This is a genomic window from Synechococcus sp. UW140, from assembly GCF_900474295.1.
Lineage (GTDB): Bacteria > Cyanobacteriota > Cyanobacteriia > PCC-6307 > Cyanobiaceae > Synechococcus_C.
Genome location: NZ_UCOB01000003.1, coordinates 233929 through 250170 on the forward strand (window position 1 = coordinate 233929; position 16242 = coordinate 250170).

Annotated in this window: 18 protein-coding genes; 10 read left to right on the forward strand and 8 right to left on the reverse strand. The window is 55.0% G+C overall.

Annotated features, from left to right (window positions below; all coding sequences use genetic code 11):
* Window positions 1–97: 97 nt before the first annotated feature.
* The 8 genes from DXY10_RS01320 to fmt all read left to right on the forward strand — a co-directional run bounded on the left by DXY10_RS01320 (window position 98) and on the right by fmt (window position 9304).
* On the forward strand, window positions 98–2431 hold the full coding sequence (locus tag DXY10_RS01320) for an RNB domain-containing ribonuclease (RefSeq protein ID WP_115015191.1): 2334 nt from the start codon (window positions 98–100) through the stop codon (window positions 2429–2431).
* Between the two features lie 46 nt (window positions 2432–2477).
* On the forward strand, window positions 2478–3086 hold the full coding sequence (locus DXY10_RS01325; RefSeq protein WP_115015372.1) for a flavin prenyltransferase UbiX: 609 nt from the start codon (window positions 2478–2480) through the stop codon (window positions 3084–3086).
* A complete protein-coding gene (locus tag DXY10_RS01330) occupies window positions 3083–3649 on the forward strand; it encodes a hypothetical protein (RefSeq protein WP_115015193.1) in 567 nt (188 codons plus the stop codon). Before DXY10_RS01325 ends, DXY10_RS01330 begins: the two co-directional genes overlap by 4 nt.
* 56 nt (window positions 3650–3705) lie before the next feature.
* A complete protein-coding gene (locus DXY10_RS01335; protein WP_244281877.1) occupies window positions 3706–4143 on the forward strand; it encodes a DUF2996 domain-containing protein in 438 nt (145 codons plus the stop codon).
* Window positions 4144–4211: 68 nt separating this feature from the next.
* The gene (gene acsF / locus DXY10_RS01340; protein WP_115015195.1) at window positions 4212–5294 is read left to right on the forward strand and encodes a magnesium-protoporphyrin IX monomethyl ester (oxidative) cyclase; all 1083 of its coding nucleotides are present in this window, start codon (window positions 4212–4214) and stop codon (window positions 5292–5294) included.
* Between the two features lie 120 nt (window positions 5295–5414).
* Window positions 5415–6860 (forward strand): TldD/PmbA family protein, encoded by a 1446-nt coding sequence (locus tag DXY10_RS01345; RefSeq protein WP_371411100.1) that lies wholly within the window; start codon window positions 5415–5417, stop codon window positions 6858–6860.
* Window positions 6861–6862: 2 nt separating this feature from the next.
* Window positions 6863–8248: a TldD/PmbA family protein gene (locus tag DXY10_RS01350; protein ID WP_115015197.1), complete on the forward strand. Its 1386-nt coding sequence runs from the start codon at window positions 6863–6865 to the stop codon at window positions 8246–8248.
* Between the two features lie 21 nt (window positions 8249–8269).
* The gene (gene fmt / locus DXY10_RS01355) at window positions 8270–9304 is read left to right on the forward strand and encodes a methionyl-tRNA formyltransferase (protein WP_115015199.1); all 1035 of its coding nucleotides are present in this window, start codon (window positions 8270–8272) and stop codon (window positions 9302–9304) included.
* Here the strand turns inward: fmt and DXY10_RS15055 are convergent.
* The 7 genes from DXY10_RS15055 to DXY10_RS01390 form a co-directional block, all read right to left on the reverse strand.
* Entirely contained in the window at window positions 9293–9922 is a 630-nt protein-coding gene (locus DXY10_RS15055; RefSeq protein WP_371411101.1) for a J domain-containing protein, read from the reverse strand. The genes fmt and DXY10_RS15055 overlap by 12 nt on opposite strands.
* A 236-nt stretch (window positions 9923–10158) precedes the next feature.
* Window positions 10159–11496 carry a DEAD/DEAH box helicase gene (locus DXY10_RS01365; protein WP_244281864.1) on the reverse strand — a complete coding sequence of 446 codons (1338 nt, stop codon included), beginning with the start codon at window positions 11494–11496 and terminating at the stop codon, window positions 10159–10161.
* Between the two features lie 75 nt (window positions 11497–11571).
* The gene (locus DXY10_RS01370) at window positions 11572–11754 is read right to left on the reverse strand and encodes a hypothetical protein (RefSeq protein WP_206749683.1); all 183 of its coding nucleotides are present in this window, start codon (window positions 11752–11754) and stop codon (window positions 11572–11574) included.
* Between the two features lie 104 nt (window positions 11755–11858).
* The gene (locus DXY10_RS01375) at window positions 11859–12083 is read right to left on the reverse strand and encodes a hypothetical protein (RefSeq protein WP_115015205.1); all 225 of its coding nucleotides are present in this window, start codon (window positions 12081–12083) and stop codon (window positions 11859–11861) included.
* A gap of 411 nt (window positions 12084–12494) precedes the next feature.
* A complete protein-coding gene (locus DXY10_RS01380) occupies window positions 12495–12941 on the reverse strand; it encodes a hypothetical protein (protein ID WP_244281865.1) in 447 nt (148 codons plus the stop codon).
* 53 nt (window positions 12942–12994) lie between these two features.
* Complete coding sequence (locus DXY10_RS01385; RefSeq protein ID WP_115015210.1) at window positions 12995–13339, reverse strand: DUF6464 family protein; 345 nt, start codon at window positions 13337–13339, stop codon at window positions 12995–12997.
* A 2-nt stretch (window positions 13340–13341) separates the two neighbouring features.
* Window positions 13342–14070: a DUF475 domain-containing protein gene (locus tag DXY10_RS01390; protein ID WP_115015212.1), complete on the reverse strand. Its 729-nt coding sequence runs from the start codon at window positions 14068–14070 to the stop codon at window positions 13342–13344.
* Between the two features lie 38 nt (window positions 14071–14108).
* Between DXY10_RS01390 and DXY10_RS01395 the strand changes: the two genes are divergently transcribed.
* A complete protein-coding gene (locus DXY10_RS01395) occupies window positions 14109–14963 on the forward strand; it encodes a hypothetical protein (RefSeq protein WP_115015215.1) in 855 nt (284 codons plus the stop codon).
* 46 nt (window positions 14964–15009) lie between these two features.
* Here DXY10_RS01395 and mscL read toward each other — a convergent pair whose 3' ends face one another.
* Complete coding sequence (mscL, locus tag DXY10_RS01400; RefSeq protein ID WP_115015218.1) at window positions 15010–15405, reverse strand: large conductance mechanosensitive channel protein MscL; 396 nt, start codon at window positions 15403–15405, stop codon at window positions 15010–15012.
* A gap of 260 nt (window positions 15406–15665) precedes the next feature.
* Here mscL and DXY10_RS01405 point away from each other — a divergent pair, with 260 nt between their 5' ends.
* On the forward strand, window positions 15666–15896 hold the full coding sequence (locus DXY10_RS01405; protein ID WP_136988990.1) for a hypothetical protein: 231 nt from the start codon (window positions 15666–15668) through the stop codon (window positions 15894–15896).
* The last annotated feature ends 346 nt before the right edge of the window (window positions 15897–16242 follow it).

A 16242-nucleotide genomic window follows, 5' to 3' on the forward strand; every position in this document is an offset into this window, starting at 1 on the left:
TGGACATCCTCTGCGTGGTTCTTGAGCTCCGGTTCAAGGGCCTGTCCAAGGTGATCCCCGCCCCCGGCCCTGTAGGCCGGCCAGCTCACACCCAACGATGAAGTTCTCGGTCGCCGATCTCCTCGACCATCTCCCCCTAACCGGATCTCTGGAAACGGGGAAACTCGAAAAGATTTTGCGGCTCAGTAACCGCGCTGAAAAGCAGCATCTAACTCTGGCGCTGCAAAGCCTGGCGAAACTTGGAGTGCTCGAGCTCGCTGGAGAAGAAGAGGTCAGCCGTTGCCAAGACGAAGGCCTGATTGAGGCGCGGTTGCGTTGCAGCAGCAAAGGCTTCTGCTTTGCCATCCGCGAAGACGGAGGTGAAGATATCTACGTTCGAGATCACCAGCTCAATCACGCCTGGAACGGTGACCGCGTGCTTGTGCGAATCACACGGGAGGGTGGTCGTCGACGATCACCCGAAGGGGGGGTGCAATGCATTCTTGAACGCAGTACCACCAGCCTTCTCGCCCAGCTCGAAAAGCAGGACGAACGCCTGATGGCCTTGCCGCTCGATGATCGCGTGCTCGCGACCATCGAACTGCCCGAGGCGGATGTCTGTCATCTGACTGAAATCGACGAACCCTCAGTCGTCGAAGTGGAGGTCGACCGATATCCGGTGGCTCAGTTTTCAGCCCGCGGCCACGTCGCACGACCGCTGCCCCTCGATGCAGGGCCTGCCGGTGATCGTGAGCTGCTACTCACCAAAGCCCACCTGCACAAAAGGCCCCCAGCTCCTCGAGCCAGTAGTAAGTCCCCTTCAACCAAAAAAAGAGTCGATCTCACCGATCAACCTTCGCTGTTACTACGGTCATGGGCTGGCCTTCAGGCTCCATGTCTGCCGGCAGTTCATGTGGAACCCCATGAAGGCGGCAGCCGTCTCTGGCTCCATGCTCCATCGATTGCTGAAAGGATCAACCCCGCTAGCAGCATGGATCATTGGTTGCAAGATCAAGGAGAAGCTCTCTGTTTAGGAGAGTCCTGGCAGCCTTTACTGAACTCGACACTGACGCAGGCGAGCCGCTTCGAGGAAAATGCAAGCCAAGACGCCATCTCGCTGCGTCTTGATATCAGCGCCGACGGAACCATTGGCGAGTGGGAGTTTCAACTGAGCACGGTGCGACCGGTCGCCACCGTGACGGCTAAAGCCTTAGCCGCCTTGGCGACCCGCAAGCCCAAGGCACGCACGGTACCGGTGGCGCTCAAGCCTCTCAAGGACCAGCTCGGTCAGATCGAGACCTTGCTCTTCTGTGCCCGCAGTTTGCATGACCAGGCCTGCAGTCGTGGGGGCATTGAACTGGACCTGCCTGCTCCAGCCCTAGAAAATCTTGGGGATCTGCGCTGTGCCTCGCCTGATTCATGTCGCCATCAATGGCTGGCACCCCTCAATCAAGAGGATCCGAATTCAATCCTTGCTGTTCTGATCAGAGCAGCTGACCAATGCTGGGCCAGACACGCCTCGGATCTCAATCTTCCATTCCTTGTGCTTGAAGCAGTGGAGCCAGACCCATCAACGCTCAATGATGTGGCCAAAACAGCCATCGGGCTTGACCTGCCCTTGGAACTGGATGATGAGGGAACTCCCTCAGCGGTAGATCTGGTTCGAGCCTTCAAGGACAGTCCTTTGCGGAGAATGCTTGACCTTCAGATGCGCCAGGCGCTCCCTGATCCAATGGTGCGATCGATCAGCGCACGAGCACTCACCAACGAAGATGCCGAGCATGACGATGGAGACAATCCGCTACCGAACACCGAATCGATCCCATCAGCCCAACCTGGAGCTCCCTGGTGTTGTCCAACCCTGCATGCGACAGACCTGATTAACCAGCATGTTCTTGCCGCATTGCTCAACGAAGGCAAAGATCGCCCCACCGTGCGTCATAAGGAAAAGGTGAATCTGGGTCGAAGCGGCGCAGGTGGTGGCGTCCGTTGGCCTCTGCTGACGGCCAGTCAGGAGCAGAAACTGCTCGAAGCATTCCAACAACGTCAGCTTGTGCGTCTGAACAGCCGACGCAGACAGCAGACAGAGCTGGAAAAGGATCTGATCGCCATGGCCCAGGCTCGCAGTGCGGAACCCATGGTTGAACAGGAACACAAGGGCCGTATCAGCGGTGTCCAGAGTTATGGCTTCTTTGTCGAACTCCCGCCTTCAGGGGTAGAAGGCATGGTGCACGTCAGCTCCCTGAACGACGATTGGTACGAATACCGATCACGCCAGAACCGCCTCGTGGGGAGGCGTAACCGTCGCGTTTATCAACTGGGTGACGAAGTCGTCGTCAAGGTCACCAAGGTGGATGTGCTCCGTAATCAAATCGATCTCGACATTGTTGAAACTGAACCTGAATCGAGCCATGGGAAGGAGTCGCTTCCCGTCGCAGTGAGCGACCAGTAAGCCAAGCGCCGCAACTGTGAGTCATTCAAATCAGAACGATCAAGCATTGCTGCCCTACGTCCTGGCGGTCACTGGAGCCTCGGCCCAACAGTTGGCCGAGCGCTCGCTTGAGCTGCTCTTGCAGAACAATCGCCATGTTCACCTCGTTCTCAGCAGGGGGGCCCATGAGGTCTGGAAAGCCGAAATGGGAGTGAATGTTCCAGTCGACCCTCAAACACAGGAAGGCTTCTGGAGAGAACGACTCCGATGCGATCAAGGAGTCCTCCACTGCCACCGCTGGAATGATCAGGCGGCAACGATTGCCAGCGGTAGTACTCGCACCCGCGCCATGGTGATTGTGCCCTGCAGCATGGGCAGTGTTGGCAGAATCGCTGCAGGTGTCGCCACCGACTTGGTTGAACGTTGCGCTGATGTTCACCTCAAGGAAGGACGCCCGCTTGTGATAGCGCCCAGGGAAATGCCCTGGAACCTCATCCACCTGCGCAATTTGACCAGCTTGGCAGAAGCTGGGGCAAGGATTGCTCCACCGATCCCAGCCTGGTACACCCAACCAAGAAGTCTCGAAGACATGGTTGATTTTCTGGTGGTGCGCCTATTCGACGGGCTAGGTGAATCGCTCACACCGATTCAACGCTGGCGAGAAGAAAAGGCATGACCAAGCTCCAGAAGCTTCTCTTGGTGCCCAGCCTCAGCCCCCTGGTGGCAGCCATGGTTGTGGCCAGTCTCAATCTGCGCCAACCCACGTCCTTGAAGCTACTCACTTGGCGCAGCCCAGCAATTCCGATCGGAGCCTGGGTTGCTGTCGCCGCAGGAGGCGCTGGTCTGTTTAGTTTTCTGGCGGCTTATGGGGCATCCGCTGCCAGTGCTCCTCTACGCAGGCAGGTACATCGTCCCTTGGGCTGGGACAAGCCTGAAGATGAGTTCTGGTCACCCCCTGTAGAGCAACAACCTTTCACACCGCATCAACAGACAACAGAGAGCAACCAACAAGCCACAGTGCAATGGCCTGAAAGGGATGTGCGCGATCCCGCTCCAACCGTGGCTGTCCCATTCAGGGTCATCCAGTGGGGAAACAAGGGACACTCAGAGCCTGCACAAGCCCAGAACGTTTCAAGGGCAGGAACTGCAGCGGCAACACCAGCACAACCAAAAACGACCACTGAGGACATCACAAGCCTCGATGACGACTGGGATCGTCCCCTGCCGGATGACTGGTGAGCGCTGGTGACTGCTTGCCTGCGCTGACTAAAGTTGCGCCAGTGAAGGCCATCATGGTGAGCGAAACTCCTGCTGCAGCAACTCCTGCACCTTCTGACAAGCCAAAGAAGGCAGAAAAAGTCGCTAAGCCGCCGAAGCCTGAAGACAAGCCGTTCGAGGCTTTCATTCATGAAGAACTGATTCCCGCCTTGCGCAAGGGATTACAAGATCACAACATCACCCCAGCCGTCCTTGATCTCAGGCAAGGCGAACGGCCTGTTGTTGGTGGCACATGCTGGATGGTGCATGGCGAACTGCCCCCTGGCCGACGGTTCTGGCTGTGCTTCTCAGAGGCTTCGATCACCTCCTCCAAAACCATTGCACTTGCTGATCCGGGCACGGATGCGAGCCTGCTCGAGTCGTTTCTGATCGACGAAAAGCGCATGACGCTGGCCCTGCTGCAATCCCGTCTGTTGCAAAGACTCAATGGCCAGAAATGGTTGGGTGGCAACTGAGGCTTAACACGATCCACCTTGATCAGCGGTGCTCCGCCTACATTGGTTGCCACTGAAGCTCAGATTCGATGGTGCCCCCAACCGCCGTCAGTGAAGCCGCAGCAGCGGATTCAGCCGTTTCCATCAAGGACCCGGTCAAGGACACGATCCTGACGCCCCGCTTCTACACAACCGACTTCGATGCGATGGCGGCGATGGACCTCCGCCCCAATGAGGCGGAACTAGAAGCCATTTGCGAAGAGTTCCGCAAGGATTACAACCGCCACCATTTTGTCCGTAACGGTGAATTCGACGGCGCCGCCGAGAAGCTCGACCCCAAAACACGAGAAGTTTTTGTTGAATTTCTTGAGCAGAGCTGCACCTCAGAATTCTCGGGATTTCTGCTTTACAAAGAACTGAGTCGCCGAATCAAGACGCGTAATCCTCTCCTTGCTGAGTGTTTCGCTCACATGGCACGAGACGAGGCCCGCCACGCTGGATTCCTCAATAAATCAATGAGCGACTTTGGCTTGCAGCTTGACCTAGGTTTTTTGACAGCCAATAAAAAGTATACATTTTTCAAGCCTAAATATATCTTCTATGCCACCTATCTCTCAGAGAAGATTGGCTATTGGCGCTATATCGCCATCTTCCGTCACTTGGAGAAGAACCCAGACAGCAAGATCTTTCCAATCTTCAACTTCTTCGAGAACTGGTGTCAGGACGAGAACCGCCACGGTGATTTCTTTGATGCTCTGATGAAAGCCCAACCAGACACCGTTCGCGGCTTTCGCGCTCGTTTGTTCTGTCGTTTCTTCCTTTTGGCCGTTTTCGCGACCATGTATGTGCGTGATGTGGCTCGGAAGGAGTTTTATGAAGCCCTGGGTCTCGACGCTCGCGAGTACGACCGGATGGTGATTGACAAGACCAACGAGACATCGGCACGTGTCTTCCCTGTTGTGCTCGATGTCAAGAATCCCAAGTTCTGGGATGGGCTTGAAAATCTTGTTAACAACAATGCTGCCCTGGCTGCAGCTGATGCCAGCAGCGCACCTGCTCCATTGAAGCTGGTGCGCAAATTGCCCCACTGGCTGGCCAACGGAGTGCAGATGGCATCCCTCTTCCTGATGTCGCCTGTGCGCAGTGACGAATATCAGCCAGCCGTCCGCTAGGCCATCGGGAACGACTCGCCGTCGGCCAGATCTCACAACATGCATCTGTCAATGCCTGGCGTAAGCCGGGCATTGTTGTGTGCAGTTCTCCATAATCAGAGCTTGACGCATTCGGGCGGTTTGGTTGCATCCCATCCAACGGAACGCCAAGACCATGGGCTCGATCCGGCCCAGACGGCTTGGCAGCAACGGCTCGAAGCCTTGCTCGGAGAAGGATGTCGGGCCGGCGCAGACCTCGTGGAGGTATTTCTCGAACGCACGGACCACATCGGTGTCCTGGCTGAACAGGACACGATCACGAGCGTCAGTCCTGCATTTGCGATGGGAGCCGGAATTCGTGTTTTCAGCAATCAACGCGATGGCTTTGTCAGCACGAACGATCTGAGCGACGCCGGGCTGCTCAGGGCCCTTGATCAGGCGCTTGGCATGCTCAATCTGGAACGTCACTCCGCAGCAAGCCTGCGCAGCTTCGATGGCCTACGGCCGTTGCGCGATTTTGGATTAGAGAAACAGGGATGGCTGGTTCAGGCACCAGACCTCTCCTCAAGCACGGCCTTGTTGCTTCAGGGAACCGATCTGTTGCAGCGACATGGACAACACCTCGACGTCAGACGTGGTAGCTATTCCCGTGACTGGCAGGAGGTGCTTGTCGCCGCAAGTGACGGGACTTTTGCTCGCGACATTCGTTTGCATCAATCCTGTGGCTTGAGTGTGCTCGCTGCCGATGGTGAGCACCGGGCCAGCATCGGACGGCGCTATGGCTCCACCGATAGGCCTGACGATCTCAAGACCTGGGATGTGGATGCCTCTGCGGCAGAGGTCTGTGCGAGCGCAGCCACCATGCTCTACGCCGACTATGTGGATGGAGGCCAGATGCCCGTGGTGTTGGCCAATCGTTTCGGTGGTGTGATCTTCCACGAGGCCTGTGGCCATTTGCTGGAAACCACCCAACTGGAACGAGGCACCTCTCCCTTCGCCGGCATGGTTGACCAGACCATTGCCAATCCTGCGGTCACGGCCATTGATGAAGGCCTCAGTGCCGGTGCGTTTGGCTCAATTGCCATGGATGATGAAGGAATGGAATCGCAAAGAACCGTTTTGATTGAGAACGGGGTGCTGAAACGATTCCTCAGCGATCGGGCAGGTGAGATGCGAACAGGCCATCAGCGCACAGGCAGTGGCCGGCGACAAAACCACGGTTTCGCAGCAGCCAGTCGCATGCGCAACACCTACATCGCTGCCGGTCCCCATCGACCAGAAGAGCTGATCAGCTCAATCGACCGAGGTCTGTATTGCAAATCGATGGGGGGTGGAAGTGTTGGAGCGACAGGCCAATTCAACTTCTCAGTTGAGGAGGCCTATCTGATTGAGAACGGTCAATTGGGTCAGGCCGTGAAAGGAGCCACCTTGATCGGCGAAGCCAAGGAGGTGATGCCCCGCATCTCGATGTGCGCTGATGACCTAGATCTTGCAGCCGGATACTGCGGTTCTGTCAGCGGCAGCATCTTTGTCACCGTGGGGCAACCTCACATCAAGGTCGATTCGATCACCGTGGGAGGCCGCTGATCATGTCAGGCACCAATAGCACTGCACCTCAAGCGCTCAACGTTTCAGACCTTCGTGACCAGCTCGATGGAATGGCCCATCGTGAAGGGATCCACAAATGGGATCTAGGCGCAAGCCGCAGTAGCAATGCCACGGTTCAGGTTGACCGTGGTGAAGCCAAACAGCTGAAAGCCTCCCAGCGCAGTTCCATCACCGTGCGTGTTTGGAACGATGCAGGCTTGGTGGGGATCACAAGTACAACCGATCTCTCGCCATCAGGCCTTGAGCGAGCACTGATCGGGGCGAGAGATGCCAGTCAATTTGGGAACGCCAACGATATTCCCGGGTTCTCACCGCTTGCCATGGCACCGACACCGGAACTGAACCGCCCGCTGCAACCAGCCTTGGGGATTCAGAAACTGCTCAGCACCCTTAAACAGGCTGAGAAGGATCTGCTTGGCCAGCATCAAGCGATTGAAACCGTGCCCTACAACGGTCTCAGTGAGGGCAGCAGCGAGCGGATCTACCTGAATAGCGACGGTGCTGTGAGGCAGGTGCAACGCACACAAGCCAGTCTTTATCTCTACGCCAGGGCCGAAGAGATGGGACGCAAGCCCCGCAGTGGCGGCGCGATACGTGTCGCACTCGGAAGTGAGGGACTCGATGTACAGGGCTGCGTTGATGAGGCTGCCCAACGCACGCTCAGTCATCTCAATTACCAACCGATCGATACCGGTCGTTATCTGGTCTGTTTCACTCCAGAAGCTTTCCTCGACCTTCTTGGCGCCTTCAGCAGCTTGATGAATGCCCGGGCCATTCTTGATGGGGTCAGCCTCAGTGACGCTGATTCCATCGGCTCGCGCCTGGCTGTGCCGTTTTTGTCGCTCCACGACAATGGACTGCATCCTGGCCATGTGGGAGCAGCACCCTTCGATGGGGAGGGGACGCCGACACAACGCCTGCGCCTGATCCACAACGGCCAGTTGGAAAGTTTCCTGCATTCGGAAGCAACAGCGCGTCATTTCGGCGTGAAGCCAACCGGCCATGCCGGACTGGGAGCCAAGGTCTCGGTCGGTCCTGACTGGTTTGAAGTGAGTACGAGCGAGGGAACAACGAGTGGCACAACCCATCTCCATCATTCGACCAGCCTTGACACCTTTGTTCTGATCGAGAGCCTCAACGCCCTTCATGCAGGAGTGAAGGCAAGTCAGGGTTCCTTTTCGCTGCCATTTGATGGCTGGCTGGTGCGTGATGGTGAAAAATTATCGGTCGAGTCGGCAACGGTGGCTGGTGATATCCGCCAGGTCCTCAGCGGCATCGTGCATCTCGAACCTGACGCCAAGGTGACCCATCAGGGAGTCTCTCCCCACGTCTGGGTTGATGGTCTCGCGATCACTGGCGAAGCCTGAGTTACTGAGAGATCGACTGTCGTGAAGATCCTCTTCTGGGGCACACCTGCCTACGCGGTTCCCACTCTGCAGGCCCTGATCAAGGCCGGTCACACTGTGGTTGGCGTCGTCAGCCAGCCCGACCGCAGGCGCGGACGCGGCAAACAACTGATGCCCTCGGCCGTCAAAGACGCAGCCCTGTCTCTCGATCTACCTGTGTACACACCGGAAAGGATCAAACAGGATGAGGCCTGCGTCTGCCAACTGGCATCCCTTGGTGCCGATGTCTCTGTCGTCGTCGCTTTCGGGCAGATCCTTCCTAGGAATGTGCTGGAGATGACGCCGCTTGGCAGCTGGAATGGCCACGGTTCTCTCCTACCCAGATGGCGTGGGGCCGGTCCGATTCAATGGGCACTACTCGAAGGAGACTCCAAAACCGGTGTCGGCATCATGGCGATGGAGGAAGGTCTCGATACTGGACCTGTTCTGCTTGAGGAAAAGGTGGCGATTGGTCTACACGACAACGCCTCCGTTCTGAGTGAACGCCTCAGCCAACTCACCGCCGAATTGATGGTGAAATCGATGCCACTGATCGAGGCCGCCGGACGTGGCCCTGAACCAGAACGGTTGCGAAGGTTAGGCGTCAGTCTCCAAGGCGATGGCAGCAGTTATGCCCGAATGCTTCAGAAAGCCGACTTCCAGATCGACTGGAATCAATCGGCCCTAACCATTCATCGCAAGGTGATGGGCTTGTACCCAGCCGCCACAACCCGATGGAACGGGAAGCGCCTCAAAATCTTTAGGACAGAACCGTTAATCAGACGGCTGAGTGATCAACTATCCACAGCGGCGACCACCCTCACAGAGCGCTGGGGACTGGAAGGGGGGATCCCTTCGACTCAGTCGATTGCACCTGGAACAGTGCTGGAAGTGGTGCCCGAGCATGGCCTGGTGGTGGCTTCGAAAGGATGTCCTCTTCTGATCAGAGAGGCCCAGTTAGAGGGAAAGAAGAGAAGCTCTGGTGCTCAGTTAGTGCAACAACTTCAGGCAGCAACGGGAGACCAACTAGGCAACTAAGTGTTGATAGGCGGCATTGACCCGGTGAAAGTCCGAGGCAGATCCGCCCACATCGGGATGATGCTTTTTAACTAAGCGACGGTGGGCCTGTTTGATCTGATCACGCGATGCTCCCCAACGCAGTCCGAGCACCTGTAAACACTCCACTATCCGAGGATCAGCCCAACGTGGTGCTCCAGTTGAGTTGTTGGTGTCGCGGCTTGCGTGTCGGGTCTTGCCGTTGGCTTGTTTGGCGCCCTGGTAAGAACTTGCACGATGACTGGCACGGTCAGAGTGCCTCTGATCGGTACGCGTTCGTCGCCCACTCGTGGTACGAGCCATTTTTTGGCATAAGTCTTGGACAACACGACGAGGGTCTTCATCGAGCCACTCACGCGTGCGGACCCCATACAAGGCGAAGGCAGCAAGAACGGCCCATCGTTTCTTATTCATCCCTCCATCAAGGGCCTTGAGAAGATCCTGGCCGAGACCTGGCAATAAACGATCTAGACGTTGCTGCAAGGTCAGGTTTGGGTGAAAACTCTGACGATTCAGGCTGTCCACCAGAGTCTCAAGCCCCTGGGCGCGCAGTGTGCTCCAGCCAGACTGCTGAGCGAGAGCCTGCCCCCAGGATTCCACTTGCGAGGCGGTGACATGAACGCGTCCCCCAGAGGGTGCGTGTTTTGACTGTTGGTGATGCCGTGGAGATGACTCAGACCGCTGTTCAAGAAGCTCTAGGCGGTGTTGAAGCTGACGCAACTGCCTTCTCAGCGCATCATTCTCAGCCAACAAAGCGTCCACATTGCTGGTGACTTGTCGAGCACGAGGATCAGCTGACCTACGTCGTGGATCGAAGCCCATAGGGGTCGCTCAGCTCAACGCTGCGACGTCCGTCCGGAACGTCTTGGGCGCGCGGATGATTTGGAACGAGGCTTATCGGCCCGGCCACGATCATGGCGTGTCGCTGATCCACTTCCGGAGCGAGGGGTCCGACGACCGCGGCCTCCGCTGAGGTCGATGGGTGGGGCTTCGAGAACGGTGGGCTCAAAACCAGGGATCAAGACCTTCTCTAACGATTCACGAGTTGTGCGCTCAATCGCCTTGAGAAGAAGGGATTCCTCAGCCGCAACGAGAGAAATCGCATGACCACATTCGCCGGCTCGCCCTGTACGACCGATGCGATGGACATAGTCCTCCGCCACGTTGGGTAGATCGAGATTGACCACGTGCGGCAACTGCTGGATATCGATCCCACGTGCTGCGATATCGGTGGCCACCAGCACTCGCACCGATCCATCCTTGAAGCCCTGAAGAGCTCGGGTACGTGCCCCCTGACTTTTATTGCCGTGAATGGCAGCGGCTGAAAGCCCTTCCTTGCTCAGGCGCTCAGCAACGCGATTGGCCCCATGTTTTGTACGAGAGAACACCAAAACTTGCTGCCAATTATTGGTTCGAATCAGATGACTGAGCAGCTCAGGTTTGCGCTTCATGTCACAGGGATGGACCAACTGCTGAACGGTGCGGGCCGTTTGATTCGGCGGAGTGATTTGAATCTGCAACGGATCATGGAGCAGCCCTGTAGCCAACTTGCGGATCGATGGATTGAAGGTGGCCGAAAACAACAGGTTTTGACGTCGCTCCGGTAACTTTGAAAGGATGCGCCGAATGTCGTGAATGAAGCCCATATCAAGCATGCGATCGGCTTCATCAAGCACAAGAAATTCAACTCGCTCAAAGCGTATGGCGCCCTGCTGATACAAATCGAGCAAACGCCCAGGAGTGGCGACCAGTAAATCCACACCCTGTTGCAGCCTTTGAATCTGGGGATTGACCTTGACCCCACCAAACACCACATCACTGCGAAGGCGTAAGTGGCGGCTGTAAACCCGCACATTGTCAAGAATCTGCGCAGCAAGTTCACGGGTAGGAGTGAGCACCAAAGCACGGATCTGGCAACGTCCAGAACGGGCTCCGTGGCTGAGCCTCTCCAACATGGGCAGGGTGAATCCAGCGGTTTTGCCCGTGCCTGTCTGAGCCGCCGCCATCAAGTCACGGCCGCTGAGCACAGCCGGAATGGCCTGCTCCTGAATCGGCGATGGTGTGCTGTAACCCTTCTCGCTCAGTGCCTTCAGAAGGGGTGCACTAAGACCCAGGTCATCAAAATTTGATGAGGACTCTGACGAGGGGGCGGCAGTAGCGGTGATGACCTGCAAGCGATGATTCATCACCCTAGAAGCAAGGCATAGGAAGGACCGGGCAAAGGACTCCCTGGCTCTGGAGGCAGAAGATCACCAACAGAACTGTGAGAACAGTCGCCAGGGCAACAGGTTCTGTCCGCCAAGACGTTTCCGGCGGTAATCCTCAAGCTCAATATCCTCACGCTTGATCACATATCCCTGTTCAACTGACCACTGAATCGGATCAAGACCCGATTCGAGGACATCCTGATGCAGGCAAGGCTCTTGGTTCATCCTGTCCATGAGGGCTTTCAGCTGCTGCCTACTCATCTGATCCGATCCAGCTAGGCACGCTCTAGCAACGCTTGCGCCGAAGCAATCGGAGCTTCCAAGAAGCCTTAGTGGCATCCATAGAGGTCATAGGCCTGGTTCCAGACCTGTTCGAGAACGGTATCGCTAAGCAAAAGCGCTTGCGGGAATAGAGCCTTCAACCAACGACGACGTTCTTCCGCGGAGGCATGTTCAAAAAATGTCTCTTCAGCTGCCAAGACTCGAAACTTCAGGAACTCCAGCAACGCGGCTCTCAGCCTGATCAGCTCGGCTCCCTCAAGTTGATCCACCATGCCCTGCAAGGATTCTCGAAGGCTGAGTCTAAAAAACTTAGCCCGGCCAGTTACGGCTTGCGTGAAGTGAGATCAGCACAAAACCGCTGATACAGAAATATTGCAGATTTGTCCACAACTACCTTTGAACAGATGAGATCGTTCAAAGCCGATCATTGGAAGATGACGATACTCGATCATGTTTCATCATCCAAGCAGTATTACACAGGCCACACCTTGAGCTTTTAGATGCTTTGGCAAGACCAGAAATAGACAATAAATTCACTCAAAATTGAGAATACATGCAGTGCGGAATAGCTGACTCAGCTTAAACAAAGTCTCATAACGAAGAGGTTAACTTGATCGCACATAGGTCGGTTCACTTACCCTAAGGACTGATCAAATATGCAGACTCGACAGTGATCCGACTGCTTATGCTGCACCTTGATCAGCAAGCACTGAGATGCGCTCTGGATCTACACCAATTTCCAACTGAGCATGTGGCAAAAGACCATCAATCCAGGGAGCCAAGACCTCTATCACCCCAGGCGGCTGCCAGTGCATGGCCTTCGTTTCTGGGTGAGGGAAATAAATAAGAGCAGGATAGGAACGAGATTGAGAGCAACAGCGCAATTGTATCCACCAGAAGGAAAATGTTTCTGGTGGATGAAGATCGGTCCAATACAGGCCAGGAAAATGAAAGTCCGGACTGCTTAATGAGAATTTTAACGGCTCCACTGAGAGGTTGAGAGTGCCTGGCCACATCGCAGTCAAATCAAGACCAGCTTTCTCAAAGAAGGGAGTTTGCATGGCTATCGTGCCACTTGGATAAGGAGAATCCTCGCGACTAGGATCAATGTTGGCGTCACCAGACGCCACTCCATGACCAGCGAGAAGCCTGCAACAATGCCAGTTCAATAACGGGTGTTGTGTCACGACTTGCGTGGTTGATGATGCGAACAAGCCTGACAAGGACCATCGGGCAGAACAGCGCAACGCAACAGCGGACTAAGAGCATTGAAACGACAGCTTGGATCTCCGATCACCCAACCATGCCGATAACGTCGTGCATCGAGAGGTTGCCGTTGTTGCTTGACAAGCAACACCACCGAAACGAGCTGATAGCGACCGAGGCGCAAGGCGTAGCGGTGTCGACGCTGCAAGACCAGATAGCTATCAGCATTGTGCTCAAACCAACGTCCAGGATGGGGAGAATCAACAAGATCAAGCCGATCAATCAATCTCTCGCTGCCTGACTGTCGTAACTCAACAAGCATGATTAAGTCTCCTTTGCAATGGGAAGAGACTTTTCAGAGAAACCCCAGACGAGCAATACAATCACTGTGGCAAGGGTGAACCATTCAGGCACCCGTAGGCTTAACCAGATCAGGGTGACCAAAAGCTTGATACCGACAAAAGCAACAGCGAGAAATCCTGCCGTTTCAAGTCGTGGAAAGATCGCAAGCCAGCGAACGAACAGCCCTGAAGTGAAGCGCAGAGCAATCACCCCAATGAGAGCACCAGTGACCACAAGAATGAGCTGATCGCTGATCGCAACTGCGGCGGCAACACTATCGATTGAAAAAGCAAGATCGGTGAAGGCAAGAGCCATCACCGTGCGCAGGAAGGATCCAGACGCAGAATCATGAGCGCCTTGATCTTGCAGTTCAGTTCCAACACCCAGCCATTTCTCATGAAGGTGCTGATAGACAAGCCAAAGCAGGTAGGCAGAGGCCAACAGCTGAATCGGACGAAAGGCAAGCACCCATTGCGCCATCAGGATTAAACCAATGCGTAAGACAAACGCCATGGCGATACCCACATTGAGGGCCTGACGTTCACGCTCAGGGTCCTTCTGGGAGCGGGCGATAGCCGCTAAGGCAATGGCATTGTCGGCCGACAGGATCAGTTCCAGCGAAACCAACACCGGAAGCAAGGGCAAGAGCTCTCCCCAACGGTCGACACCATCGAGCAAAGGGATCAGGGAGGGCAATGCTGCTGAATCCATGCTGATCAGCCTAGAAATAGGCAGCTCATGGATGCGGAATGCACACCCAGGCCCTGCTTTGCCACATCGATCACGAACGCTGCGTGGTGCTTGTGACTGCATTCGAACAAGAGAAGGCCCTAGGCAGTGCTTTGGGGGAAGGAGCCAGCGCAGAGGCAGCAGAGGATCGAGCCCTGGAGAGACTGCGAAGTCGAATGCAAGCTGAACTGCAAACCGAGGTCATTGCGGCTTCAGACGCCAGCACACCACCAATCCAGCGATCACCACAGTCGACGCCACCTGCGCCTCGGCCTGAAGGGATGAAGGAACAGACGCCACCAACAAGACCATCGTCACCGACACCGAACACGATCAGACGGACATCTGTGACGGGGGATTCAAGTGAGCATGGCCACTTGCCTGCGAAAGACAAACCACCCATCGCTGTCGGCCAGGCCGAAGCTCCGCCAAGTGAAGCGCCGACTGATCCAGACGACTGGAGTGACGAATTAGCCGCCGTGGATCTCGAGATGCAGCGCATCGGCTGGGATCGCGAGCAGGAACGGAGTTATCTGGAACGCGCCTTCGGACACAGCAGCCGCCACAAACTGACGCGCTACAGCGACCTGATTGCCTATTTAAAACGCCTGAACGCCTTAGAACCAGGAACCCCTGTCGACGTCGCACCGGTCCCCCTACGCAGGGGTGATCTGATCACACAAGGAGACCAGATGCTTGAAAAGCTGCAATGGAGTGGAGAACAGGCACGCTCATACCTTCAACTCAAACTTGGAGCAAGTAGTCGACAAGCACTGAGTGACGAACAACTGCTAAATTTCAATATGTTGCTCGAAAATGAGCTTGTTGGTTCAATAGGAACCCAGCAAGCTCGAAAGGCCGAGTTGCCAAGTTGAACTAGCAACTCACACGTGATTGCATCGATCTATGTAGACCGTCTATTTATGTATTAGTTGAAGATGACTGCTTCTCTAAAACCTCAGTAAGGCGGGTCATCGCAGACGCCAATTGAGCCTGCGGGTCAGGCTGAGAGGCCTCGATGGACTCCTTTTTTCGCTTGGTCACCTCAACAGCCTTAACAAGAATAAAGCAAACCAATGCTATGACAATAAAATTAATCAGTGCGACAAGAACCTCTCCTGCTGGCAATTGAGCAAGTGATTCAACATTGGCCTCTTTCAGCGCTGGCTCCAAGATATTGGTCATCAACAGTGTGACCACAGAATTGACAACCTTGCTAAATGCGCCCGCCATAATCACGGCAATGCCTAAATCAACAACATTTCCCTTGCTGATGAAGGCTTGAAAGGCAGATAGAAAGACAGGTACTCGAGGCACAGCTAAACAAGAACTCTTGGTCGTTCTAGCTGCTCAGTGGCAACAAGACAACAGATGATCTACACGATGCGCTGAGTTCTGCCATCCACTTCCCAACAAAGTAATCGTGAATGCCAACACGAGTGCTGATAGGGCTCAGAACCTTCTCACCAAGCACAGGACAGTTGCTCATGCAGTTGAAGATGCCTTGATGAACATTAAATACATGGACGAGGATACAAATGACAACTCTGACTTGCCTTTCGATCGATGAGACCAAAATGTTTATCGATACCATGGTTGAAGAAGGACACCCAACGACCACAAAACATCATCACAATCTCGGCAAGGCCGAGATTTGGAATTTCACCCTCTCCAATGGCGACCACTTTCATCTCTGGGAAAGGAACCGTGCCTTTGAGACAGTCTATTCCTATTACAGAAAAGGAATTGGTTCCAGGCAGTACAAGACTCTAGAAGCTGCCGTGAAATCAATTAGGGACTTCTTCTAAGAACAGATGATGAACCAGTCGCAAAGTAAACACAGAGGAGTTTCTCAAACGCAACGAGGGGCTCAAGTGGGTTAACAACATGTGGAACAGTGGAAGAACGTATTGACCGGTCATCCAAAGAACCAGCCATAAACGAAAGGACATGTCGTTACAGGGGTTGTGGGCTCATTAAAAACATGTTGACAACGCTAGTTTGACTTTATTGGTTGAAGCAAAATGCTGCAACATGGCAGTTTATGAGCAGTAAAATATCACAACCAAAGTCGTCGTTAAGCTGAGTCGTTTCTGTAGATATCCACCATCAATACATAGAGAACATGAGACAACATAAGCCACTTGTCATTTC

What these genes read in the sequence shown, in the direction of transcription:
- DXY10_RS01395 (WP_115015215.1), top strand. Translation starts at nt 14,109, where the DNA reads ATGCACACCCAGGCCCTGCTTTGCCACATCGATCACGAACGCTGCGTG.
- DXY10_RS01375 (WP_115015205.1), bottom strand. Translation starts at nt 12,083, where the DNA reads ATGGTGGATCAACTTGAGGGAGCCGAGCTGATCAGGCTGAGAGCCGCG.
- DXY10_RS01330 (WP_115015193.1), top strand. Translation starts at nt 3,083, where the DNA reads ATGACCAAGCTCCAGAAGCTTCTCTTGGTGCCCAGCCTCAGCCCCCTG.
- DXY10_RS01350 (WP_115015197.1), top strand. Translation starts at nt 6,863, where the DNA reads ATGTCAGGCACCAATAGCACTGCACCTCAAGCGCTCAACGTTTCAGAC.
- DXY10_RS01385 (WP_115015210.1), bottom strand. Translation starts at nt 13,339, where the DNA reads ATGCTTGTTGAGTTACGACAGTCAGGCAGCGAGAGATTGATTGATCGG.
- DXY10_RS01405 (WP_136988990.1), top strand. Translation starts at nt 15,666, where the DNA reads ATGTTTATCGATACCATGGTTGAAGAAGGACACCCAACGACCACAAAA.
- DXY10_RS01390 (WP_115015212.1), bottom strand. Translation starts at nt 14,070, where the DNA reads ATGGATTCAGCAGCATTGCCCTCCCTGATCCCTTTGCTCGATGGTGTC.
- DXY10_RS01320 (WP_115015191.1), top strand. Translation starts at nt 98, where the DNA reads ATGAAGTTCTCGGTCGCCGATCTCCTCGACCATCTCCCCCTAACCGGA.
- DXY10_RS01370 (WP_206749683.1), bottom strand. Translation starts at nt 11,754, where the DNA reads ATGAACCAAGAGCCTTGCCTGCATCAGGATGTCCTCGAATCGGGTCTT.
- acsF (WP_115015195.1), top strand. Translation starts at nt 4,212, where the DNA reads ATGGTGCCCCCAACCGCCGTCAGTGAAGCCGCAGCAGCGGATTCAGCC.